The organism is Pirellulales bacterium, from assembly GCA_036490175.1.
GTDB lineage: Bacteria > Planctomycetota > Planctomycetia > Pirellulales > JACPPG01 > JACPPG01.
On sequence record DASXEJ010000287.1, the window covers coordinates 17603 to 33307 of the forward strand.

The window sequence follows — 15705 nt, forward strand, 5'->3', positions numbered from 1 at the left end:
CCCGCCCGTCTGCGTTGCCTGCCGACATTACCCGCTGCCCTCGCTCTGTAATCGATGAATCGACCCGCCGCCGATCCCGTCTTCCTCAGCGCGCGCCGCGAGGCGCTGGTGGCGTTCGTGGTGTGGGCATTCGCCTTGGCCTGGTCGGTTGGCTATTGCGCGGTCAATGGGTATCACCGCACCGCCGAATCGCTGACCTTTGTGCTGTGGTTTCCGGATTGGGTCTTTTGGGGCATCGTCGTCCCCTGGTTGGCCTGCGTGGTGGTGTCGATCTGGTTTGCCTTCGGATTGATGCGCGACGAGGATCTGGGAAGCAACGAGCAGGACGACGACGAGCATGAGTTCAGCGAGCCGGAGCATCGCCATGACTAGTGCGCTGCTGTGGGCCGCCGCCGAAAGTCCGGGCCTGGGAGCAATCCTGGCGCTGCTGATTGTTATCGCCATTTCTGTCTGGCTGGGCACTCTGGCCCAACGCGCCGTAAAGAAGGGTTCGTTTCTCAAGGGTTATTTCCTCGGCAATCGTGGGCTGGGTGCGTGGGCCCTGGCGCTGACGGCCACGGTGCAAAGTGGCGGGACGTTCATGGGCTATCCGTCGCTCATCTATGCACATGGATGGGTCGTGGCCTTGTGGATTGGCAGCTACATGGTCGTGCCAATCACCGGTTTTGGCGTGCTGGGCAAACGCTTCGCTCAACTGTCGCGGCGCACTGGCGCGATCACCGTACCCGACTTATTGCGGATTCGATTTGGCAGTCCGGCGGTGGGATTAATCTCCTCCTTGTTCATCATCGTTTTCATGTCGTCGATGATGGTGGCGCAGTTCAAGGCCGGCGCGATCGTGATGAAGCTGACACTGCCAGGCACGACTTCGCTGGCGCTCAGCGAAGAATTGGAAGATACAGCGACAGAATCGGTCCAAGGCGACAGTAAACCGGGAGCCGCCAAAAGCACCCTCGATCGACGATATCTGCTCGGTTTGGCCGTATTCTCGCTGACTGTCGTGGGCTACACGCTGATTGGCGGTTTTTTGGCCTCGGTGTGGACCGATCTTTTCCAAAGCGTGCTGATGCTGATCGGCGTCGTCATTTTATTCCTGCTGGTGGTGCCGCTGACGATCGGCGCGCCGATGCAAGCGGCGACATTGGAAGCGATGGCCAAGACCGGGCCGGATTACGCCTTCGGCCCGGGATTTTCGCCGTCGGGTCGACAATTTCTGCCGGTGAGCCTGGCATTTTCGTTTTTTGTATTGTGGATCTTTGGCGGCGTAGGGTCCCCTGCCGGCCAGGTGCGATTGATGGCCTCGCACGACACGCCAACAATTCGCCGCTCGATCGTATTGCTGTGCTTCTACAACACGCTGATCTATTTGCCGCTGATGATTATTTGCGTAACGTCACGGTCGATTTTTCCAGACCTCGACGCGCCCGACGAAGTGATTCCGCGGCTTGCTTTGTGGGCCACGCGCGACTTCTGGGGTGGTTCCTTCGTCGGCGGCATGATATTGGCCGCGCCGTTTGGCGCCGTCATGGCCACGGTCAGCACCTATCTGGTCGTGATCGCGTCGGGCGTGGTTCGTGACGTGTATTTGCGATTCTTGCGACCGCACGCCGGTCAGACCGAAATCCGTCGGATTTCGCAAGGAGTGATGATATTCTTCGGCTTGCTCTCGGTGGCGCTGAACATCTATCCAGTCAAGTATTTGCAAGCACTGGTCGTCTTCAGCACCTCGACCATTGCGGCGACCCTGCTCGTGCCCGCGATCATGGCGGCCTACTGGCGACGCGCGACTGTGCCCGGTGCGCTCGCCGCCATGTTGACCGGTTCGGCCACTATGCTCGCGCTTTTCGGAGCCGGCTGGATCATGGCCTTCTACGAGATGGATCAGAAACTGGGTCCTGATACGTCCTTCCGAGCTTATTACTTGTTGGGCATTGAACCTATTGTGTGGGGAATGATCGTTTCCATGCTGGCCGGGGTGGGTGTGAGCTTGGCGACAGAGCCGCCGGACGAACGGCTCGTTTCGTGGCTGTTCGACCGTCAAGATGGCGAGCAACCGACCGCGATTCAGCACGGGTGACCGCAACGATTCCTACCCATGTTGGATCGATTTGAGAATGGCCCTTACCAGCTATGGACTACGGGTCATCGCAGGGTCGGGAAGTAAGCGCCGCCGCAATAACGTCACGTTTTGCAAGTTTCCAGCTTCGCTCGCACATTGACGCAGCGACGTGTGGCGGGTCGACTTAAGCTCGACTCATGCAGTTTCTTATTCTTGCCACGACCATACCAGGCGAGGCGTGCGACGATGGCGAACCAGGCAACTCGACCCACAGATTCACCTCAAGCTGCGATTGCAGCGCAGCCCGGGGGAATTGGCAAAGCACAATACATGGCCCTCACGGCTGCGCTGTTGGGCTGGTTATTCGACGGCGCCGAGATGGGGGTTTTTTCGATGGTCGGTCGCCCCGCCATCAAGGACCTCATGCAAACCACGGAAGAGGCCGTGATTGGCCTCCGGTTTGGCATCATTACAGCGTGCTTTCTGGTGGGGGCGGCCACCGGCGGCGTCCTATTCGGCTGGCTGGGCGATCGCATTGGCCGAGTGCGGGCCATGACCCTCAGCATTCTTACGTACGCGCTATTTACGGGGCTGTGCGGCATGGTCGGCAGCGTCTGGCAGCTAGGGGCGTTGCGCATGATCGCTGCCTTGGGGATGGGCGGAGAATGGTCGCTAGGCGTTGCCCTGGTCATGGAGATTTGGCCCAATCGCTCCCGCGCCTTCATGGCCGGACTCATCGGCGCCGCGGCCAACGCGGGCTATTTGCTCGTCGGTGGAGTGGGCCTGGTGTTGAACAGCACATTGGAACGCCTGTCGATTTGGGGTAGCGAAGTCGGCTTTCGGCAAGAGTGGGTCGATGCCCTCACCGCCCACGGTGGCTGGCGGCTGTTGATGATGTGCGGCACGGCCCCAGCGCTGCTGACGTTCTTGATTCGGTTGTTTGTGCCCGAATCCGAACGGTGGGAGAAGGAACGAGATCGGGGCGCGACGGGTTACTGGGCCACACGCGATTTGTTGGCCGTGATCTTGGGATCGGCGGGGCCGGCCCTGATTATCTACTTGTGGGCCGACCGACCGGAGCCGCTCTCGGCCTTGGTGCGCCTGTCTGGAGCGGCGTTAGGTTTGGCGATCGCCACGCTGGGATACACGTACCCGGTGGTGCGGTACGTGCAGCGACTGGATGCCTCGGACGGACGGGCGCATGCCCTGACTCCTACGATTGCCCGCATGATGTTGGCGGCGGGTCTGAGCGGGGTGGCACTGTTGGGAACCTGGGGAGCGGCCCAATGGGTGCCGGCTTGGGCCGACAAGCTGACAGGCGGCGGCCTGCACGTGAAAGAATACACGCAGATGTGTTCGGCCGCGGGTGCCATTGTGGGAACGATCCTGGCCGCGCTCGCTGGTGATTGGTTGGGTCGGCGCTGGACCTACGTTCTGATGTGTGTCGCGTCGTTGGCCTCAGCGATTTGGCTGTATCAATTTCATGCCCAGTACGACGCGGGATTTCTGGCGGCAACCTTTTTATTGGGCGCCTGCACCGCCTCGTTCTACGGCTGGCTGCCGCTGTACTTGCCCGAGCTATTCCGTACGAGCCTGCGTGCCACGGGGCAGGGCTTCGGCTTTAACTTCGGCCGCATTTTGGCGGCGATCGGCGCGCTGCAAACGGGCAATCTGATGGGCGCCTTCCAGGAAGGCGTTACGGTCGCGGGGGTTTCACTTCCCGGCGGTTACCCGTTGGCCTGCACAACGATGAGCTCGGTGTATCTGATCGGCATGGCCTTGATTTGGCTGGCACCAGAGACGAAGGGGCAACCCCTCCCCGATTGAGAGCCACTTCGCGCGCGATAGAACCGTCCGTCGCTCTGAGACTAATTCTTCATCGTGCTGCGACTGGCTCGGGCGACTTCAGTAGAGTGCTGCTCTGAAAGCAAACTCAATCGAGCGGGCTGCTCACCAGGAGCAGGCAACCATCGTCCGAGGATTGGACCGGCTGCGGTTCGCCAGGCTTCCAATAGCGATATTCCCCGGCACGCAGGCAGCGATGGCCGATCGACAGTTCTCCCTGTAGCACGACACACTGCTCGCCTTGATCGTGCTGATGAGGTGGCATCCTAGTTCCCGGGGCCAGCCGTATGAGTGCCGTCACGCGTTGGCGCTCTCTGTCGAAGCGCAGCGGCCGCACGTACATTCCTTCGATGGAATACGGCTCCCAGTCGCGCGCCGCTTGCAACAATTCTGGCAGACTTTCCTCTACGGCCGCGACAAGTTCGCCGACCCCCTGCATTTGCTGTTCGGACAACTCGCCGAGCGATTCGTTGGCGGCGGCTAATGTTACGACGCGGCTTAGGGCGCTGGGGGTCACCGGTGGCGCGAGTCGCGCGAGGGCCTCGAACACCGGAGTCAGAGCACGCAACTCGCGTTCGCAGTCGGCGCAGCCAGCGATAAGATGCGCCTCGAAAGTCGTGCGTTCGTCATCTTCTAGCGCACCTGTTAGATACAAGGCTGCCAATTCCGCGGGATCCCCCAAGTTGTGGTCACCACTGGTCACGTGCCGTTTCCTTCATGCGGAGAGAGCATTCTGCGCAGCGCCCGGATTCCGAGCAGGATGCGCGTTTTGGCGGTGCCCAGAGGGATGTCTTGCCTCTGAGCTACCTGTCTGTGTGTCAGACCTTCAAAAAAGGCGAGTGAAATCGCCGAGCGTTGTTCGACCGGAAGTTTGGCCAGGGCCGCTTGTATCTGCTCGGCCGCCTCGTCCTGGGCCAAGCCCAGCAGCGGATCGACAGGTGGCGCCGCGGACTGCACTGCGATGCCCGTTATGCCGGGCCGCCTGCGGCGTAGAAAATCCACCAACCGCGATCGCGCGATCAACGTCAACCAAACCTCGGGACTCGAGCGGTGCGGTGCGTACTTAGACGCCGAACGCCACAGTTGATGAAACGTATCTTGCAGAACATCTTCCGCGTCTGCCCGATGACGTAAACAACGCATCAACAAGCCGAGCACGCGCGGAGCGTGCAGATCATAGAACAGAGCGAAGGATAGCCGATCGCCCGCGGCGATGCGCGCGAGCAACTCTTCGCTGCAAATCGCAGTCGTTGCGGGGACGGGCTCGACTGTTCTGCCGGCGCATGAATCCACGATCGAGATGGCGCACCCGTGGGTCTTCGAGGGAGAGGGATTACGTAAAGCATACATCGCGCGCAGGGCGACCCGCAAGCAACTGTCAATATACGGCAATGGACGGCCGCCGCGCGGTCGATGGGGGCAAATTTTGAATTTTTAAGTTCGCTTGAATCCGATCGTAAAACTGCGACGTACTATCCAAGTTCAGGTTGCTGGCGCGAGTCCCTGTGTCTAATGATTTTTCGCCCAGACTAACGCCCCACAGAGTCCCGCCGATATCTGACCCTGTTGGCGCCGTCGCTACCAGCCCTACGACGGTGCCGCAAATGCTCGCTGGCCGCCATGCCGTAAGAGATGGAGACGTTTGCGAAATATCGTCTTCGTCGCGCAAGCCTTGCGGTACGGCGGCCGCGGGCAGCTTTTTTAGGGGGCTGGGTTGGTAAGGACCCGGCAGTCGCCAGCCCATTTGTGAGTGGCCTGCGACGCCAATCACCCGCAGCTTGCCCGTTCGCACTCGACGCTCCCGCCCGCCGAGGGAATACGAGCGGGCCGAGGTCGCAGCAATTCGTCTGACAGTGACGCAGGGACTGTCTAACCACCGGGCGTCGGCTTGCGCGGCTTCAGGTCGGCGTACTATCCCGCCAGAGGCGCGTCGCTGCCCCCCATGCCATGTTTCTTGATCTCGTACATGGTGTCTCGCGCCAGCCGGCTATGGAAGCGACTGTAAAGTAGGTAAATCGCCAGGCCGATCGCCAGCCAGATTACCAGCCGCAGCCAAGTGCTCAAGGGCAGGAATAACATCATCGTCAGGTTGACGACGATTCCGAGAGGGGCAACGACGTAGACCACCGGACAGCGAAAGGGACGATGGACTTCAGGACGTTGGATGCGAAGTAAAAGTACTGCCGCGCACACCACGATGAAGGCCAAGAGCGTGCCGATATTGACCATTTTCGTCAAATCATTGATTGGCGTGAATGCCGCCACGACGCAAATAACGCCTCCCGTCAACATCGTGGCCAAGTGCGGCGAGCGATACTTGGGATGGACGTGGCTAAATATGGGGGGCAACAACCCGTCTCGCGACATGGCCATGAAAACACGCACTTGGCTGAGAAACGTCACCAGCAGCACACTGGTCATGCCCGCCAGCCCGCCGGCGGCAATCAGCCCCGAGGCCAGCCGTAACCCAGTGCTGTGTTCTTTCTCGCCAAGTTCCCCGAACGCACTCGCGATCGCGGCGTGCTGATCGATGGCAGGGTACGGAACCATACCGGTGATGATCGCGGAAACCGCGATGTACAAAACGGTACATAGCACCAACGATGCCATGATCGCAATGGGCATGTCGCGTTGCGGGTTGCGGGCTTCTTCCGCTTGCGTCGAAACAGCGTCAAATCCAATGAATGCGAAAAATACCAGCGACGCCCCCAACATCAAGCCCGAAATGCCGTAGGGCATGAACGACGAGCGCGTGGCATCGTCTAACGGCACAAGATAATGGTTCAATCCCAATAGCCCCAGCATTCCCCACTTTTCAGCAGCTTTCGCGGGTGCTTGCTCGTTAAGTTGGGCCAAGATTTTTGTTGTGGCCGCCACGTCTTTCTCCGCCGTCGCGATTTTGCCGGCGTGCAACTCTATCGCGGCGCCCACCTGAGCGTCCACTTCCGCTTGGGTTTGAATCCCCTCCTTTAGCATACGGGCGCCGTCTTGGCGGGCTTCCTCGATCTTGAACAGCGCCAAAGTCTGTTGGGCGAGCTGTTGGGAACGGGCCTTGGCTTCTTCTTTCGGCAGTTTTTCGACATCGAGCGCATAGGTGTATGCCAAGTCGGGGACGAGAACCTGCTCGGGCAATAGCCGCTCGTTGACGGGAACGCTCGTCCAGTTCGAAGGAACGACGTAGAAGGCACCCACCGCGATGACGAAAAGCACGACCGCAAGCTTGACAAATACAAGAATAGCGTTGGTGGTCGCGCTTTCGCGAATTCCGCGCACCAAGACGATGGTCACGATCAACATGACCAATGCGCCGGGCAGGTTGAACCAGGCATCTCTATCCGTAAATGGATCGGAAATGAGGTAGCTGGGAATTCTGCTCATGTTGACCGAGGCCAGCAGCTCGTTCAAGTAGTGCGTCCAAGAGGCCGCGACCGTCGCGCAACTCATGGCATATTCCAGCATCAGGTCCCAGCCGATGATCCACGCAAAGACTTCTCCCAGTGTGGCATAGGCATACGTATAGGCGCTACCGGCAATGGGGACCATGGCGGCAAATTCAGCGTAGCACAGCGCGGCCAGCGCGCAGCCAATCGCCGCAAAGGTGAACGAGAGAATGATGGCCGGCCCCGCGTCGACAGCGGCCACCTGCCCTGTCATAACAAAGATTCCCGCGCCAATGATCGCTCCCACGCCCAAGGCAGTGAGCGAAATCGGACCGAGCACCCGACGCAATTGATGCTCGCCGGCCATGTCGGCCATCAAGGTTTCGATCGACTTAAGGCGGAAAAGTTGCTTCCAAAGCATTGAGCGTCCTCGTGCCAGCCAAGATTCCCCGCAGCAGTTGGCGTAGTCTAACCGTGCGCCTCACCGAGGGCCAAGCCGGGAATGCCGATTTCAGAGGAAATGAAGGACGTTCGGAAATGCGTGCGTTGTCGAGGGGTGGTCGATCGATAAGCCGAAATCGACATCGCACTGCGTGCGGGGCACGAACGGCCTGTTGCTTGACCCGCGCCATCTGTACGTGCAAGATGATCTCGCGCCGCCAGCGGGCGGTCCTTGGCGCATATCAACCTATTTCGCGGAGAAAATCCGATGATACTCAGGCGGTCGTGGCAACGGGCGACGGTGGCGGTCGGCATTCTCATTTTTTACGGATCGATGGCCATGGCGGCAGAGAAGAAGGTTTATCCGGCGTTCGGCAAGATCGAACGCAAAGATGCCCGCTTTGATCAACTCATACCGCAGGGCGCAGTCCTGGAAAAACTTGCTGACGGGTTCGACTGGGCCGAGGGGCCTGTCTGGGATAAGAAAGGCCAATACCTGCTCTTCTCGGACATTCCGCCCAACAGTGTGATGAAGTGGAAAGAAGGGGAGGGGATCACGCTGTTTCTCAAGCCCAGCGGCTACACCGGCAGCAAACCGCGCGGCGGTGAGCCAGGCAGCAATGGCTTGCACTTCGACGCGCAAGGACCGTTGGTGTTGTGCCAGCATGGCGATCGGCGGATCGCGCGGCTCAAGGGAGACAAATCGTTCGAGACATTGGCCGATCGTTATGACGGCAAGCGCTTTAATAGTCCGAACGACGCCGTCTTCAAATCCAATGGCGACTTGTATTTCACCGATCCCCCCTACGGGCTCGAAGGACTGAACGACGATCCGGCCAAGGAATTGAAGTTCAATGGTGTCTACCGATTGGCCAAAGACGGCACCGTTACGCTCCTGACCAAAGAAATGACCTTTCCCAACGGCATCGGCTTTTCGCCCGACGAAAAGACGTTGTACGTTGCCCAGTCAGACCCGAAGCAGCCGATTTGGAAGGCTTTCGACGTTAAGCCCGATGGCACGTTGGGTTCGGGCCGCGTGTTCGCCGACTCGACGGCCTGGTTCGAGGCGGGCCGGAAAGGCTTGCCCGATGGACTAAAAGTCGACCAAAAGGGAAACGTCTTTGCGACGGGGCCGGGCGGCGTTCATGTGTTCGCGGCCGATGGTACGCATTTGGGAACGATCGACACCGGCGAAGCCACGGCCAACTGCGGCTGGGGTGAAGACGGCACTGTGCTCTACGTCTGTGCCGATATGTACTTGGGACGCATCAAGACGAACACCAAAGGGCTGGGGTTCTAGCTCGTGCTCGAGGAACTAAAGCTGTCGATCCGTTCGGGACGGTCGCTGTTGGCTGTCGAGACGCGTGACGAGCAGCGGGCAACCGAGCTTGCGCAGCAGGCAGCCGAAGAGCTGTCGCTGATCGTATTCGAGTGGAGCATTACTTCAGGACTCGTGCAGACAGGGCCTACCCGCGTCGATACCGGCGCCGGCATCGCCAAGCCTACCGCGGCGCTTGAGCATGTGCTGAAGAATCAATACAAGAACGCGCTGTACGTATTCAAGGATCTGGGAGCCCACAGCCGCGATCCCTTTCTGTTGCGCCAGCTGCGCGACATTGCCGCCCTGGACCGGCCGACAGTGTTGTTGATCGATGCCGACGCGCTGCCCGAGCCGATTCGCCGGCTGACAATGCCGCTGTCGCTCAAGCTGCCGGAATCGGAAGAGCTGCGACAGGTGGTGCGGGACACGTTTCGCGCGGTCAAGAACCAGAGCCTGCACGAGGTGACCAGCCGGCTCACCAAGCGCGAAATGGACCATCTCGTGCAAACCCTGCGCGGCCTGACCCGAGCTGATGCCGCGCGGGTCGTCGCCGCGGCGATTCACGTCGACAATGCGCTCACGGCCGACGACTTGCCGCGCATCATCGAGGACAAGCGCAGCCTGTTGCAAACTGCGGGGTGTCTGGAGTCGATCTCGGTGAACATAGCCGTCGACGAGATTGGCGGTTTGGATAACCTGAAACGCTGGCTCGCGCATCGCCGCGGCGGGATGTCGGCTCGGGCTCGCGACTTCGGGTTGGAGCCACCTCGTGGCATTTTGCTGTTGGGCGTGCAGGGGTGCGGCAAAAGTCTGTGCGCGAAGATCGTGGCCGCCGATTGGAACATGCCGCTTTTGCGGATGGATCCGGGCGTCCTGTACCAGAAGTACATCGGTGAAAGCGAAGACCGGCTGCGTGCCTCGCTGGCGCAGGCTGAACGGATGGCGCCGGTCGTATTGTGGATCGACGAAATCGAGAAAGCGTTTGCCTCGGCCGCCAGCGAGTCGGCCGATGGCGGGCTGTCGCAACGAATGTTCGGCACACTCTTGACCTGGATGCAGGAACGGACGTCGCCGATTTTCATGGTAGCCACAGCTAACAATATCGACGCCTTGCCGCCGGAGTTGCTGCGCAAGGGGAGATTCGACGAAGTGTTCTTCGTCGACTTGCCCAACGACGACGCGCGGCGGCGGGTGATAGAAATTCACCTGGCGCGCCGCAAGCGCGATCCGGCCGCATTTGCTCTGGCGGATCTGGTGGCCGCGACGGCTGGCTTCAGCGGCGCCGAGATCGAACAATTGATTGTGGCCGCTATGTACGAAGCGTTTGGCAGCGGCGCTCCGCTGCAAGACGAGCATCTGCTGACGCAGGCACGCGCTACAAAGCCGCTGGCAGTGCTGATGCGCGAGCGTATTGCCGAGCTGCGGGCGTGGGCCAACGGCCGATGTGTGCCGGCGGACTAGCGAGCGTCGGAACTGCGTCCGGAAGCAGACCGGATCATGCGCGAGCACGTTCCAGATGCATTGCCTGTAGATACCACAAATCGAGGATCGGCCCACCGCGCACACTAAGAACAATTGCAGGAAATCGTGTCGGAATCCTCAAGGGCCGAACGCGGACGACGACGTAGCCCGCTATTCCTACCAACCCATTCATCATTCAACATTTATCGTTCGTGATTCTCACCTTCGCCGGCTGGCCTTGACGTGCGATCGCACTAAGATTGAGGGGGCTCAGCGTTTCGGTTCCTCAGGTTCCCAGAGGGAGCAATCATGCGTGCGCTCGTCACTGGTGCGACCGGCTTCGTCGGCGGCAAATTGCTGGAGCAGATCGCCGAACCAGTTGTGTTGTCGCGCAATCCTCAGGCGGCGCGTGCCAAATGTCCCCGGGCTGAGGTCCATTATTGGGATCCTCTTGGTGGATTGCCTCCGGCCGACGCGTTTGCTGGTGTCGAGGCTGTTTTCCACCTGGCTGGCGAACCCGTCGGCGAAGGACGCTGGACGGCTCACAAGAAACGGCTGATTCATGATAGCCGCGTGACCGGCACTCGTAATCTCGTCCAGGCCATCGCCGGGCTTGAGCAGCGGCCTGGCGTGCTAGTTTGTGCGTCTGCCATCGGCTACTACGGTTCACGCGGTGACGAGGTACTCGACGAGTCGTCCTCGCCAGGGAGCGATTTTCTGGCGGACGTTTGCCGTCAGTGGGAGGCTGCTGCCCAAGAGGCTCACCAACATGGCCTGCGTGTCGCCTGCACGCGCTTCGGTATCGTGCTGGGGCAGGGGGGGGCCCTGGCCAAGATGCTGCTACCGTTCAAACTGGGCGCAGGGGGTCGATTAGGAAATGGCCATCAATGGATGTCTTGGATCCACGTCGACGATGTGGTGGGCCTGCTGCTGCACGCCGCAGCGCATGAGCTGCACGGGCCTATGAATACTGTTTCGCCAACGCCGGTGACAAATCGTGATTTCACGCGCGCGTTGGCCAAGGTCGTGCATCGCCCGGCGATTTTTCCCGTGCCTGCTATAGCGCTACGGCTGGCTGTGGGGGGCTTCTCCGAGGTTCTGCTCGGTTCACAACGAGTCGTGCCGCGGGCTGCCGAACGGGCCGGCTACACCTTCCGCTACACGTCGTTAACCGAGGCGCTCGAGGCAGCCGTTCATCCGCGCCCCATCTCGGCGGCCGGCGCGCCGGCCAGGGTACCTTGATGCGTGGGTTTGGCGTGCTCGGTAATCTCGCTGGTCATCTCGAACGGCAGCAATTCGTGCCGCGGCCGCGCAGCGAGATCTTCGCCTTCTTTGCCAATGCCGCAAATCTCGAGGCGCTCACTCCAGAATTCCTGCAGTTTCATATTCTAACGCCGTCGCCAATCGTGATGCGATCCGGCACATTGATCGATTATCAACTCAAGCTCTTCGGCATCCGCTTCCAATGGCGAACGTTGATCGAGTCGTTCGAGCCCGAGGCACGCTTCGTCGATATCCAGATCACTGGGCCATATCGCCGTTGGCATCACGTGCATGAGTTTAAAGAGGTGCCCGGCGGCACGTTGATCGTCGATCGAGTCGATTACGAGATGCCGCTGGGCTCGTTAGGCCATATCGCACATTGGCTCTCGGTGCGATGGTCGCTGAAACAGGTTTTCGACTATCGCGAAACCAAGATCCGCGAGCTGTTTGGAGATCGCGCGGCCGCGACGATCGCCTCGTAGGATAAGCTGTCGCGCGGGTTCCGCGTATCCGGCCATGCACCTTGCCGCAAGGCAAGTTATCATGGCGTCTATGAACAAAGCTTTCGTGCGCGAACCAGAAGATACGGGTCAACGGCATTGTCCGCGTTGCGGGTCGCTGGGCGCGCCAGCCACGGCCGATGCGGTGCGCGAACATCTCGAACCGACGGCACTGGCAAACCTTTCCGAGACGGCCTGGTTCTGTCCATTTGCGCGCTGCGAGGTGGCGTATTTTGACACGTTCGAGCGCGTCACTACTGTCGAGCAGTTGCGCTACCCGGTCTGGCCGAAGGACGCCGACGCACCCTTGTGCAGTTGCTTTGGTCTCACGCGAGACGACGTCGAACAGGACATTCGCGACGGGGGCGTAGTGCGGACCCGCGCGACGATCGACAAGGCGAAAACCGCTGAAGCCCGTTGCCACAGGCTTTCACCAGACGGCCATTCGTGCGTGGCTGAAGTCCAGCGCTATTACATGAAGTGCCGTCAGGCCGGTGGCAAGGCATAGGGAAAACCTCAACGACGCTGGCTGCCCGATGTTTCTGCTGTCATGGCACGCTTTACACGCTACGGTCGATTGCCGATACTACCGGCTGCTTGGCCCGGCTTGGTTGCCCGCACGGACGTGATCACGATCGCGAGAATGCTGTCTCGCGGGCAGCAAGGGTCTTAACCGTCGCACGCGATGGTCCAAGGTCCTCAGGCGGCGCCGGCATGAGGGTGGCGTGGCGCAGCGAAGGTGAGCGCTAATTGGCGGGGGGCGTCACCGTATTCAATCGGCCAACGGCATTCTGCCGGACTCGACGGAGCGAACGCGCATGGCACGCTTGTCCATGAACGAAATGACGACCTATCGTTGGTCGTTTGAAGAAGACGTGGCTCACTATGCGGCGGCGGGCATCCCGGCCGTGGGCGTGTGGCGCCAAAAACTCTCGGATTACGGCGAGGACAAGGGGATCGAGTTGCTCGTCGAGAGCGGCCTCGCCGTTTCGAGCCTGCTCTGGGCCGGCGGATTCACGGGGAGTGACGGTCGGACTTTCCGCGAAAGCCTCGACGATGCAGCCGAAGCGGTCCGGTTGGCAGCCCAAATGCACGCCGGCTGCGTGGTGGTCTACAGCGGCTCACGCGCTGGCCATACGCACAATCATGCCAAGCGCCTGGTGCGCGACGCCTTGCGCGAGCTTTGCGCACAAGCCGCCAGTGCCAATGTCATCCTGGCCATCGAACCGATGCACGCCGGTTGTGCCGCCGAATGGACTTTCTTGACAGACATTAACGCCACACTGGAATTGATCGAGGCCGTCGGCCACCCGGCCCTGAGATTGGTTTTCGACACCTACCATTTCGGCTACGACGACGTCGTACGAGCCGGTATTGAACGGCTGGCCCCGCACATTGCCATCGTTCACCTCGGCGACAGTCGCCAACCGCCGCAGCGTGAGCAGAATCGGGCACGCCTGGGCGAAGGCAATATCCGCCTTGCCGAAATCATCGAAGGTCTGGGCCGCGGCGGCTACGACGGTGACTACGAGATCGAGCTAATGGGGGAGGAAATCGAGAATTCCTGCTACAAAGAACTGCTCGACCAGTCTAAAGATGCTTTCGCAAAGTTGTTGGTCGGGTAGCATTTCATTTGGCTCAGCCGCTGACTGCTGGGCGGACGTTCCCAATGGCCCGCGTCGCATTACACTGCCGGCGGCACTGAACTAGCGAACCTGTGTTGGCTACACTGGGCTATTCAGGCCAAGCTGTGATGCGCGTGATGGCCTCGGTCCACGGGCGACGGTCCGATATCGCATGCGCCGCGAACCTGAACCTGCCGTCCTCCCTCTACAACTATTTCTCGCCCCTCTGGAAGATTCTCTATGCAGTTCCGCACCCGCGCGATTCACGTCGGCCAACAGCCCGACCCCCACACCGGCGCCATCGTGCCGCCTATCTATATGGCTACCTCGTTTGTCCAGCCTACGGCCAGTTGCAGCGCCGAATTCGATTATTCGCGCAGCGGAAATCCCACGCGCAAGGCCTTTGAAACGACTCTCGCGGCGCTCGAAGAAGGAAGCCTGGCCTTGGCATTCGCCTCGGGTATGGCGGCCACGCATTGCGTGATGATGATGCTCGCTCCGGGCGATCACGTGGTGGCGAGCGCGGACCTATACGGCGGCACCTATCGATTGCTGCACAAAATACTCGATCACGTGGGAGTCCGCGTCTCGACCGTGCCGACCACGGATCTGGCGGCGGTCGAGCGAGCATTCACGCCCTCGACCAAGATGTTGTGGGTAGAAACGCCGGGCAACCCGCTAATGTCGATCACCGATGTGGCCGCATGCGCCAAGATCGCTCACGTGCATGGGGCATTGTTGGCAGTCGACAACACTTTCGCCACGCCAGCACTGACACGACCGCTGGCATTGGGTGCGGACATCGCCATGCATTCGGCCACGAAGTACATCGGCGGTCATAGCGACGTCTTGGGCGGGGCGCTTGTTGTCAATGACCACGCGCTGTTCGAACGTTTGTACTTTATCCAGAACGCCACTGGCGGCGTGATGGGTCCGTGGGAATCGTTTCTCTGCTCGCGCGGATTGAAGACTCTTGAATTGCGCGTCCGCGAACAATGTCGTTCGGCGCGGCTTGTGGCCGAACATCTCGAAAAGCACGCGTGCGTGCGCGCGGTTCACTATCCGGGTCTGCCTGGGCACCCAGGGCACAAGCTGGCTGCCCGGCAGATGGACAACGCGTTTGGCGCCATGGTCAGCTTCGAGGTCGACGGGCAACTGCAGCAGGCGGCACGCGTTGTCGAAGGGACCAAACTGTTTCGTTTAGCGGTGAGTTTGGGGGCGGTCGAGTCATTGATCGAACTACCGGCCACCATGTCACACGCCAGCTACGATGCTGCCGCCCGTCGGACGTTCGGCATCAGCGACGGCCTGATTCGCCTGAGCATTGGCCTGGAGGCGGCGGACGACCTGTGCTACGACCTCGACCAGGCAATCTCCCAGGCCTTTGTCGTCGGCTAAGCGGCACGGTGTCGGCGGAGCGATTGTGTACCAGCGCCCGCTACGACATGCCCGGCCGTGTTTTATCCTGCACGGCGCTCGTCGGAGCGAAGGAGTGGGGCTTCGGTGGCCCATTCACGCACGGTAGCGGCAATGCCGGCGGCATCGAGCCGTAAGTCGGCCAGCAATTCACCACGCTCACCATGCTCGACGAACCGGTCGGGCATTCCCAAGCGGCGCACATGACTGGCGGCGACACCTGCGTCGGCGGCCGCTTCAAGGATTGCGCTACCAAATCCGCCGGGCAGCGCGCCTTCTTCGACCGTGACAACCAAGCTGGCCGTGTCGATGGCCCGCAGAATGGTTTCGGTATCCAGCGGCTTGATGAAACGCGCGTTGACGACGCCCACATCTAACCCTTCGCTGCGCAGCG

At 60.6% G+C, this 15705-nt stretch carries 14 protein-coding genes; 10 read left to right on the forward strand and 4 right to left on the reverse strand.

What is annotated here, in order from left to right:
* Positions 1-54 precede the first annotated feature (54 nt).
* From VGG64_21775 to VGG64_21785, 3 genes are all read left to right on the forward strand, one after another.
* Complete coding sequence (locus VGG64_21775; protein HEY1602247.1) at positions 55-372, forward strand: hypothetical protein; 318 nt, start codon at positions 55-57, stop codon at positions 370-372.
* On the forward strand, positions 365-2077 hold the full coding sequence (locus VGG64_21780; protein ID HEY1602248.1) for a sodium:solute symporter: 1713 nt from the start codon (positions 365-367) through the stop codon (positions 2075-2077). The genes VGG64_21775 and VGG64_21780 overlap by 8 nt, the downstream gene beginning before the upstream one ends.
* A 312-nt stretch (positions 2078-2389) precedes the next feature.
* A complete protein-coding gene (locus tag VGG64_21785; GenBank protein HEY1602249.1) occupies positions 2390-3886 on the forward strand; it encodes an MFS transporter in 1497 nt (498 codons plus the stop codon).
* A gap of 106 nt (positions 3887-3992) precedes the next feature.
* On the opposite strand, the gene VGG64_21790 is transcribed toward VGG64_21785, so the two are convergent.
* From VGG64_21790 to VGG64_21800, 3 genes are all read right to left on the reverse strand, one after another.
* Positions 3993-4607: a cupin domain-containing protein gene (locus VGG64_21790; GenBank protein ID HEY1602250.1), complete on the reverse strand. Its 615-nt coding sequence runs from the start codon at positions 4605-4607 to the stop codon at positions 3993-3995.
* Positions 4604-5131 (reverse strand): sigma-70 family RNA polymerase sigma factor, encoded by a 528-nt coding sequence (locus VGG64_21795; GenBank protein HEY1602251.1) that lies wholly within the window; start codon positions 5129-5131, stop codon positions 4604-4606. Before VGG64_21795 ends, VGG64_21790 begins: the two co-directional genes overlap by 4 nt.
* Positions 5132-5815: 684 nt before the next feature.
* Positions 5816-7705, reverse strand: a complete 1890-nt coding sequence (locus tag VGG64_21800) for an amino acid permease (protein ID HEY1602252.1) — start codon at positions 7703-7705, stop codon at positions 5816-5818.
* Between the two features lie 288 nt (positions 7706-7993).
* Here VGG64_21800 and VGG64_21805 point away from each other — a divergent pair, with 288 nt between their 5' ends.
* The 7 genes from VGG64_21805 (at position 7994) to VGG64_21835 (ending at position 15293) form a co-directional block, all read left to right on the forward strand.
* The gene (locus VGG64_21805; protein HEY1602253.1) at positions 7994-9025 is read left to right on the forward strand and encodes an SMP-30/gluconolactonase/LRE family protein; all 1032 of its coding nucleotides are present in this window, start codon (positions 7994-7996) and stop codon (positions 9023-9025) included.
* A 3-nt stretch (positions 9026-9028) separates the two neighbouring features.
* A complete protein-coding gene (locus VGG64_21810; GenBank protein HEY1602254.1) occupies positions 9029-10507 on the forward strand; it encodes an AAA family ATPase in 1479 nt (492 codons plus the stop codon).
* A gap of 309 nt (positions 10508-10816) precedes the next feature.
* Entirely contained in the window at positions 10817-11749 is a 933-nt protein-coding gene (locus VGG64_21815) for a TIGR01777 family oxidoreductase (GenBank protein ID HEY1602255.1), read from the forward strand.
* The gene (locus tag VGG64_21820) at positions 11749-12252 is read left to right on the forward strand and encodes an SRPBCC family protein (GenBank protein HEY1602256.1); all 504 of its coding nucleotides are present in this window, start codon (positions 11749-11751) and stop codon (positions 12250-12252) included. Before VGG64_21815 ends, VGG64_21820 begins: the two co-directional genes overlap by 1 nt.
* A gap of 61 nt (positions 12253-12313) precedes the next feature.
* On the forward strand, positions 12314-12778 hold the full coding sequence (locus VGG64_21825) for a hypothetical protein (GenBank protein HEY1602257.1): 465 nt from the start codon (positions 12314-12316) through the stop codon (positions 12776-12778).
* 310 nt (positions 12779-13088) lie between these two features.
* Positions 13089-13895, forward strand: a complete 807-nt coding sequence (locus VGG64_21830) for a sugar phosphate isomerase/epimerase family protein (GenBank protein ID HEY1602258.1) — start codon at positions 13089-13091, stop codon at positions 13893-13895.
* Between the two features lie 240 nt (positions 13896-14135).
* Positions 14136-15293 (forward strand): PLP-dependent aspartate aminotransferase family protein, encoded by a 1158-nt coding sequence (locus VGG64_21835; GenBank protein HEY1602259.1) that lies wholly within the window; start codon positions 14136-14138, stop codon positions 15291-15293.
* Between the two features lie 62 nt (positions 15294-15355).
* On the opposite strand, the gene VGG64_21840 is transcribed toward VGG64_21835, so the two are convergent.
* On the reverse strand, positions 15356-15705 hold a 350-nt coding region (locus tag VGG64_21840), incomplete at its 5' end, for a transketolase C-terminal domain-containing protein (protein ID HEY1602260.1).

Bases quoted from the DNA above. Each gene is read 5' to 3' on its own strand.
- VGG64_21825 (HEY1602257.1), top strand. From the start codon at position 12,314: ATGGCGTCTATGAACAAAGCTTTCGTGCGCGAACCAGAAGATACGGGT.
- VGG64_21805 (HEY1602253.1), top strand. From the start codon at position 7,994: ATGATACTCAGGCGGTCGTGGCAACGGGCGACGGTGGCGGTCGGCATT.
- VGG64_21815 (HEY1602255.1), top strand. From the start codon at position 10,817: ATGCGTGCGCTCGTCACTGGTGCGACCGGCTTCGTCGGCGGCAAATTG.
- VGG64_21775 (HEY1602247.1), top strand. From the start codon at position 55: ATGAATCGACCCGCCGCCGATCCCGTCTTCCTCAGCGCGCGCCGCGAG.
- VGG64_21830 (HEY1602258.1), top strand. From the start codon at position 13,089: ATGGCACGCTTGTCCATGAACGAAATGACGACCTATCGTTGGTCGTTT.
- VGG64_21800 (HEY1602252.1), bottom strand. From the start codon at position 7,705: ATGCTTTGGAAGCAACTTTTCCGCCTTAAGTCGATCGAAACCTTGATG.
- VGG64_21785 (HEY1602249.1), top strand. From the start codon at position 2,390: ATGGCCCTCACGGCTGCGCTGTTGGGCTGGTTATTCGACGGCGCCGAG.
- VGG64_21780 (HEY1602248.1), top strand. From the start codon at position 365: ATGACTAGTGCGCTGCTGTGGGCCGCCGCCGAAAGTCCGGGCCTGGGA.
- VGG64_21835 (HEY1602259.1), top strand. From the start codon at position 14,136: ATGCAGTTCCGCACCCGCGCGATTCACGTCGGCCAACAGCCCGACCCC.
- VGG64_21820 (HEY1602256.1), top strand. From the start codon at position 11,749: ATGCGTGGGTTTGGCGTGCTCGGTAATCTCGCTGGTCATCTCGAACGG.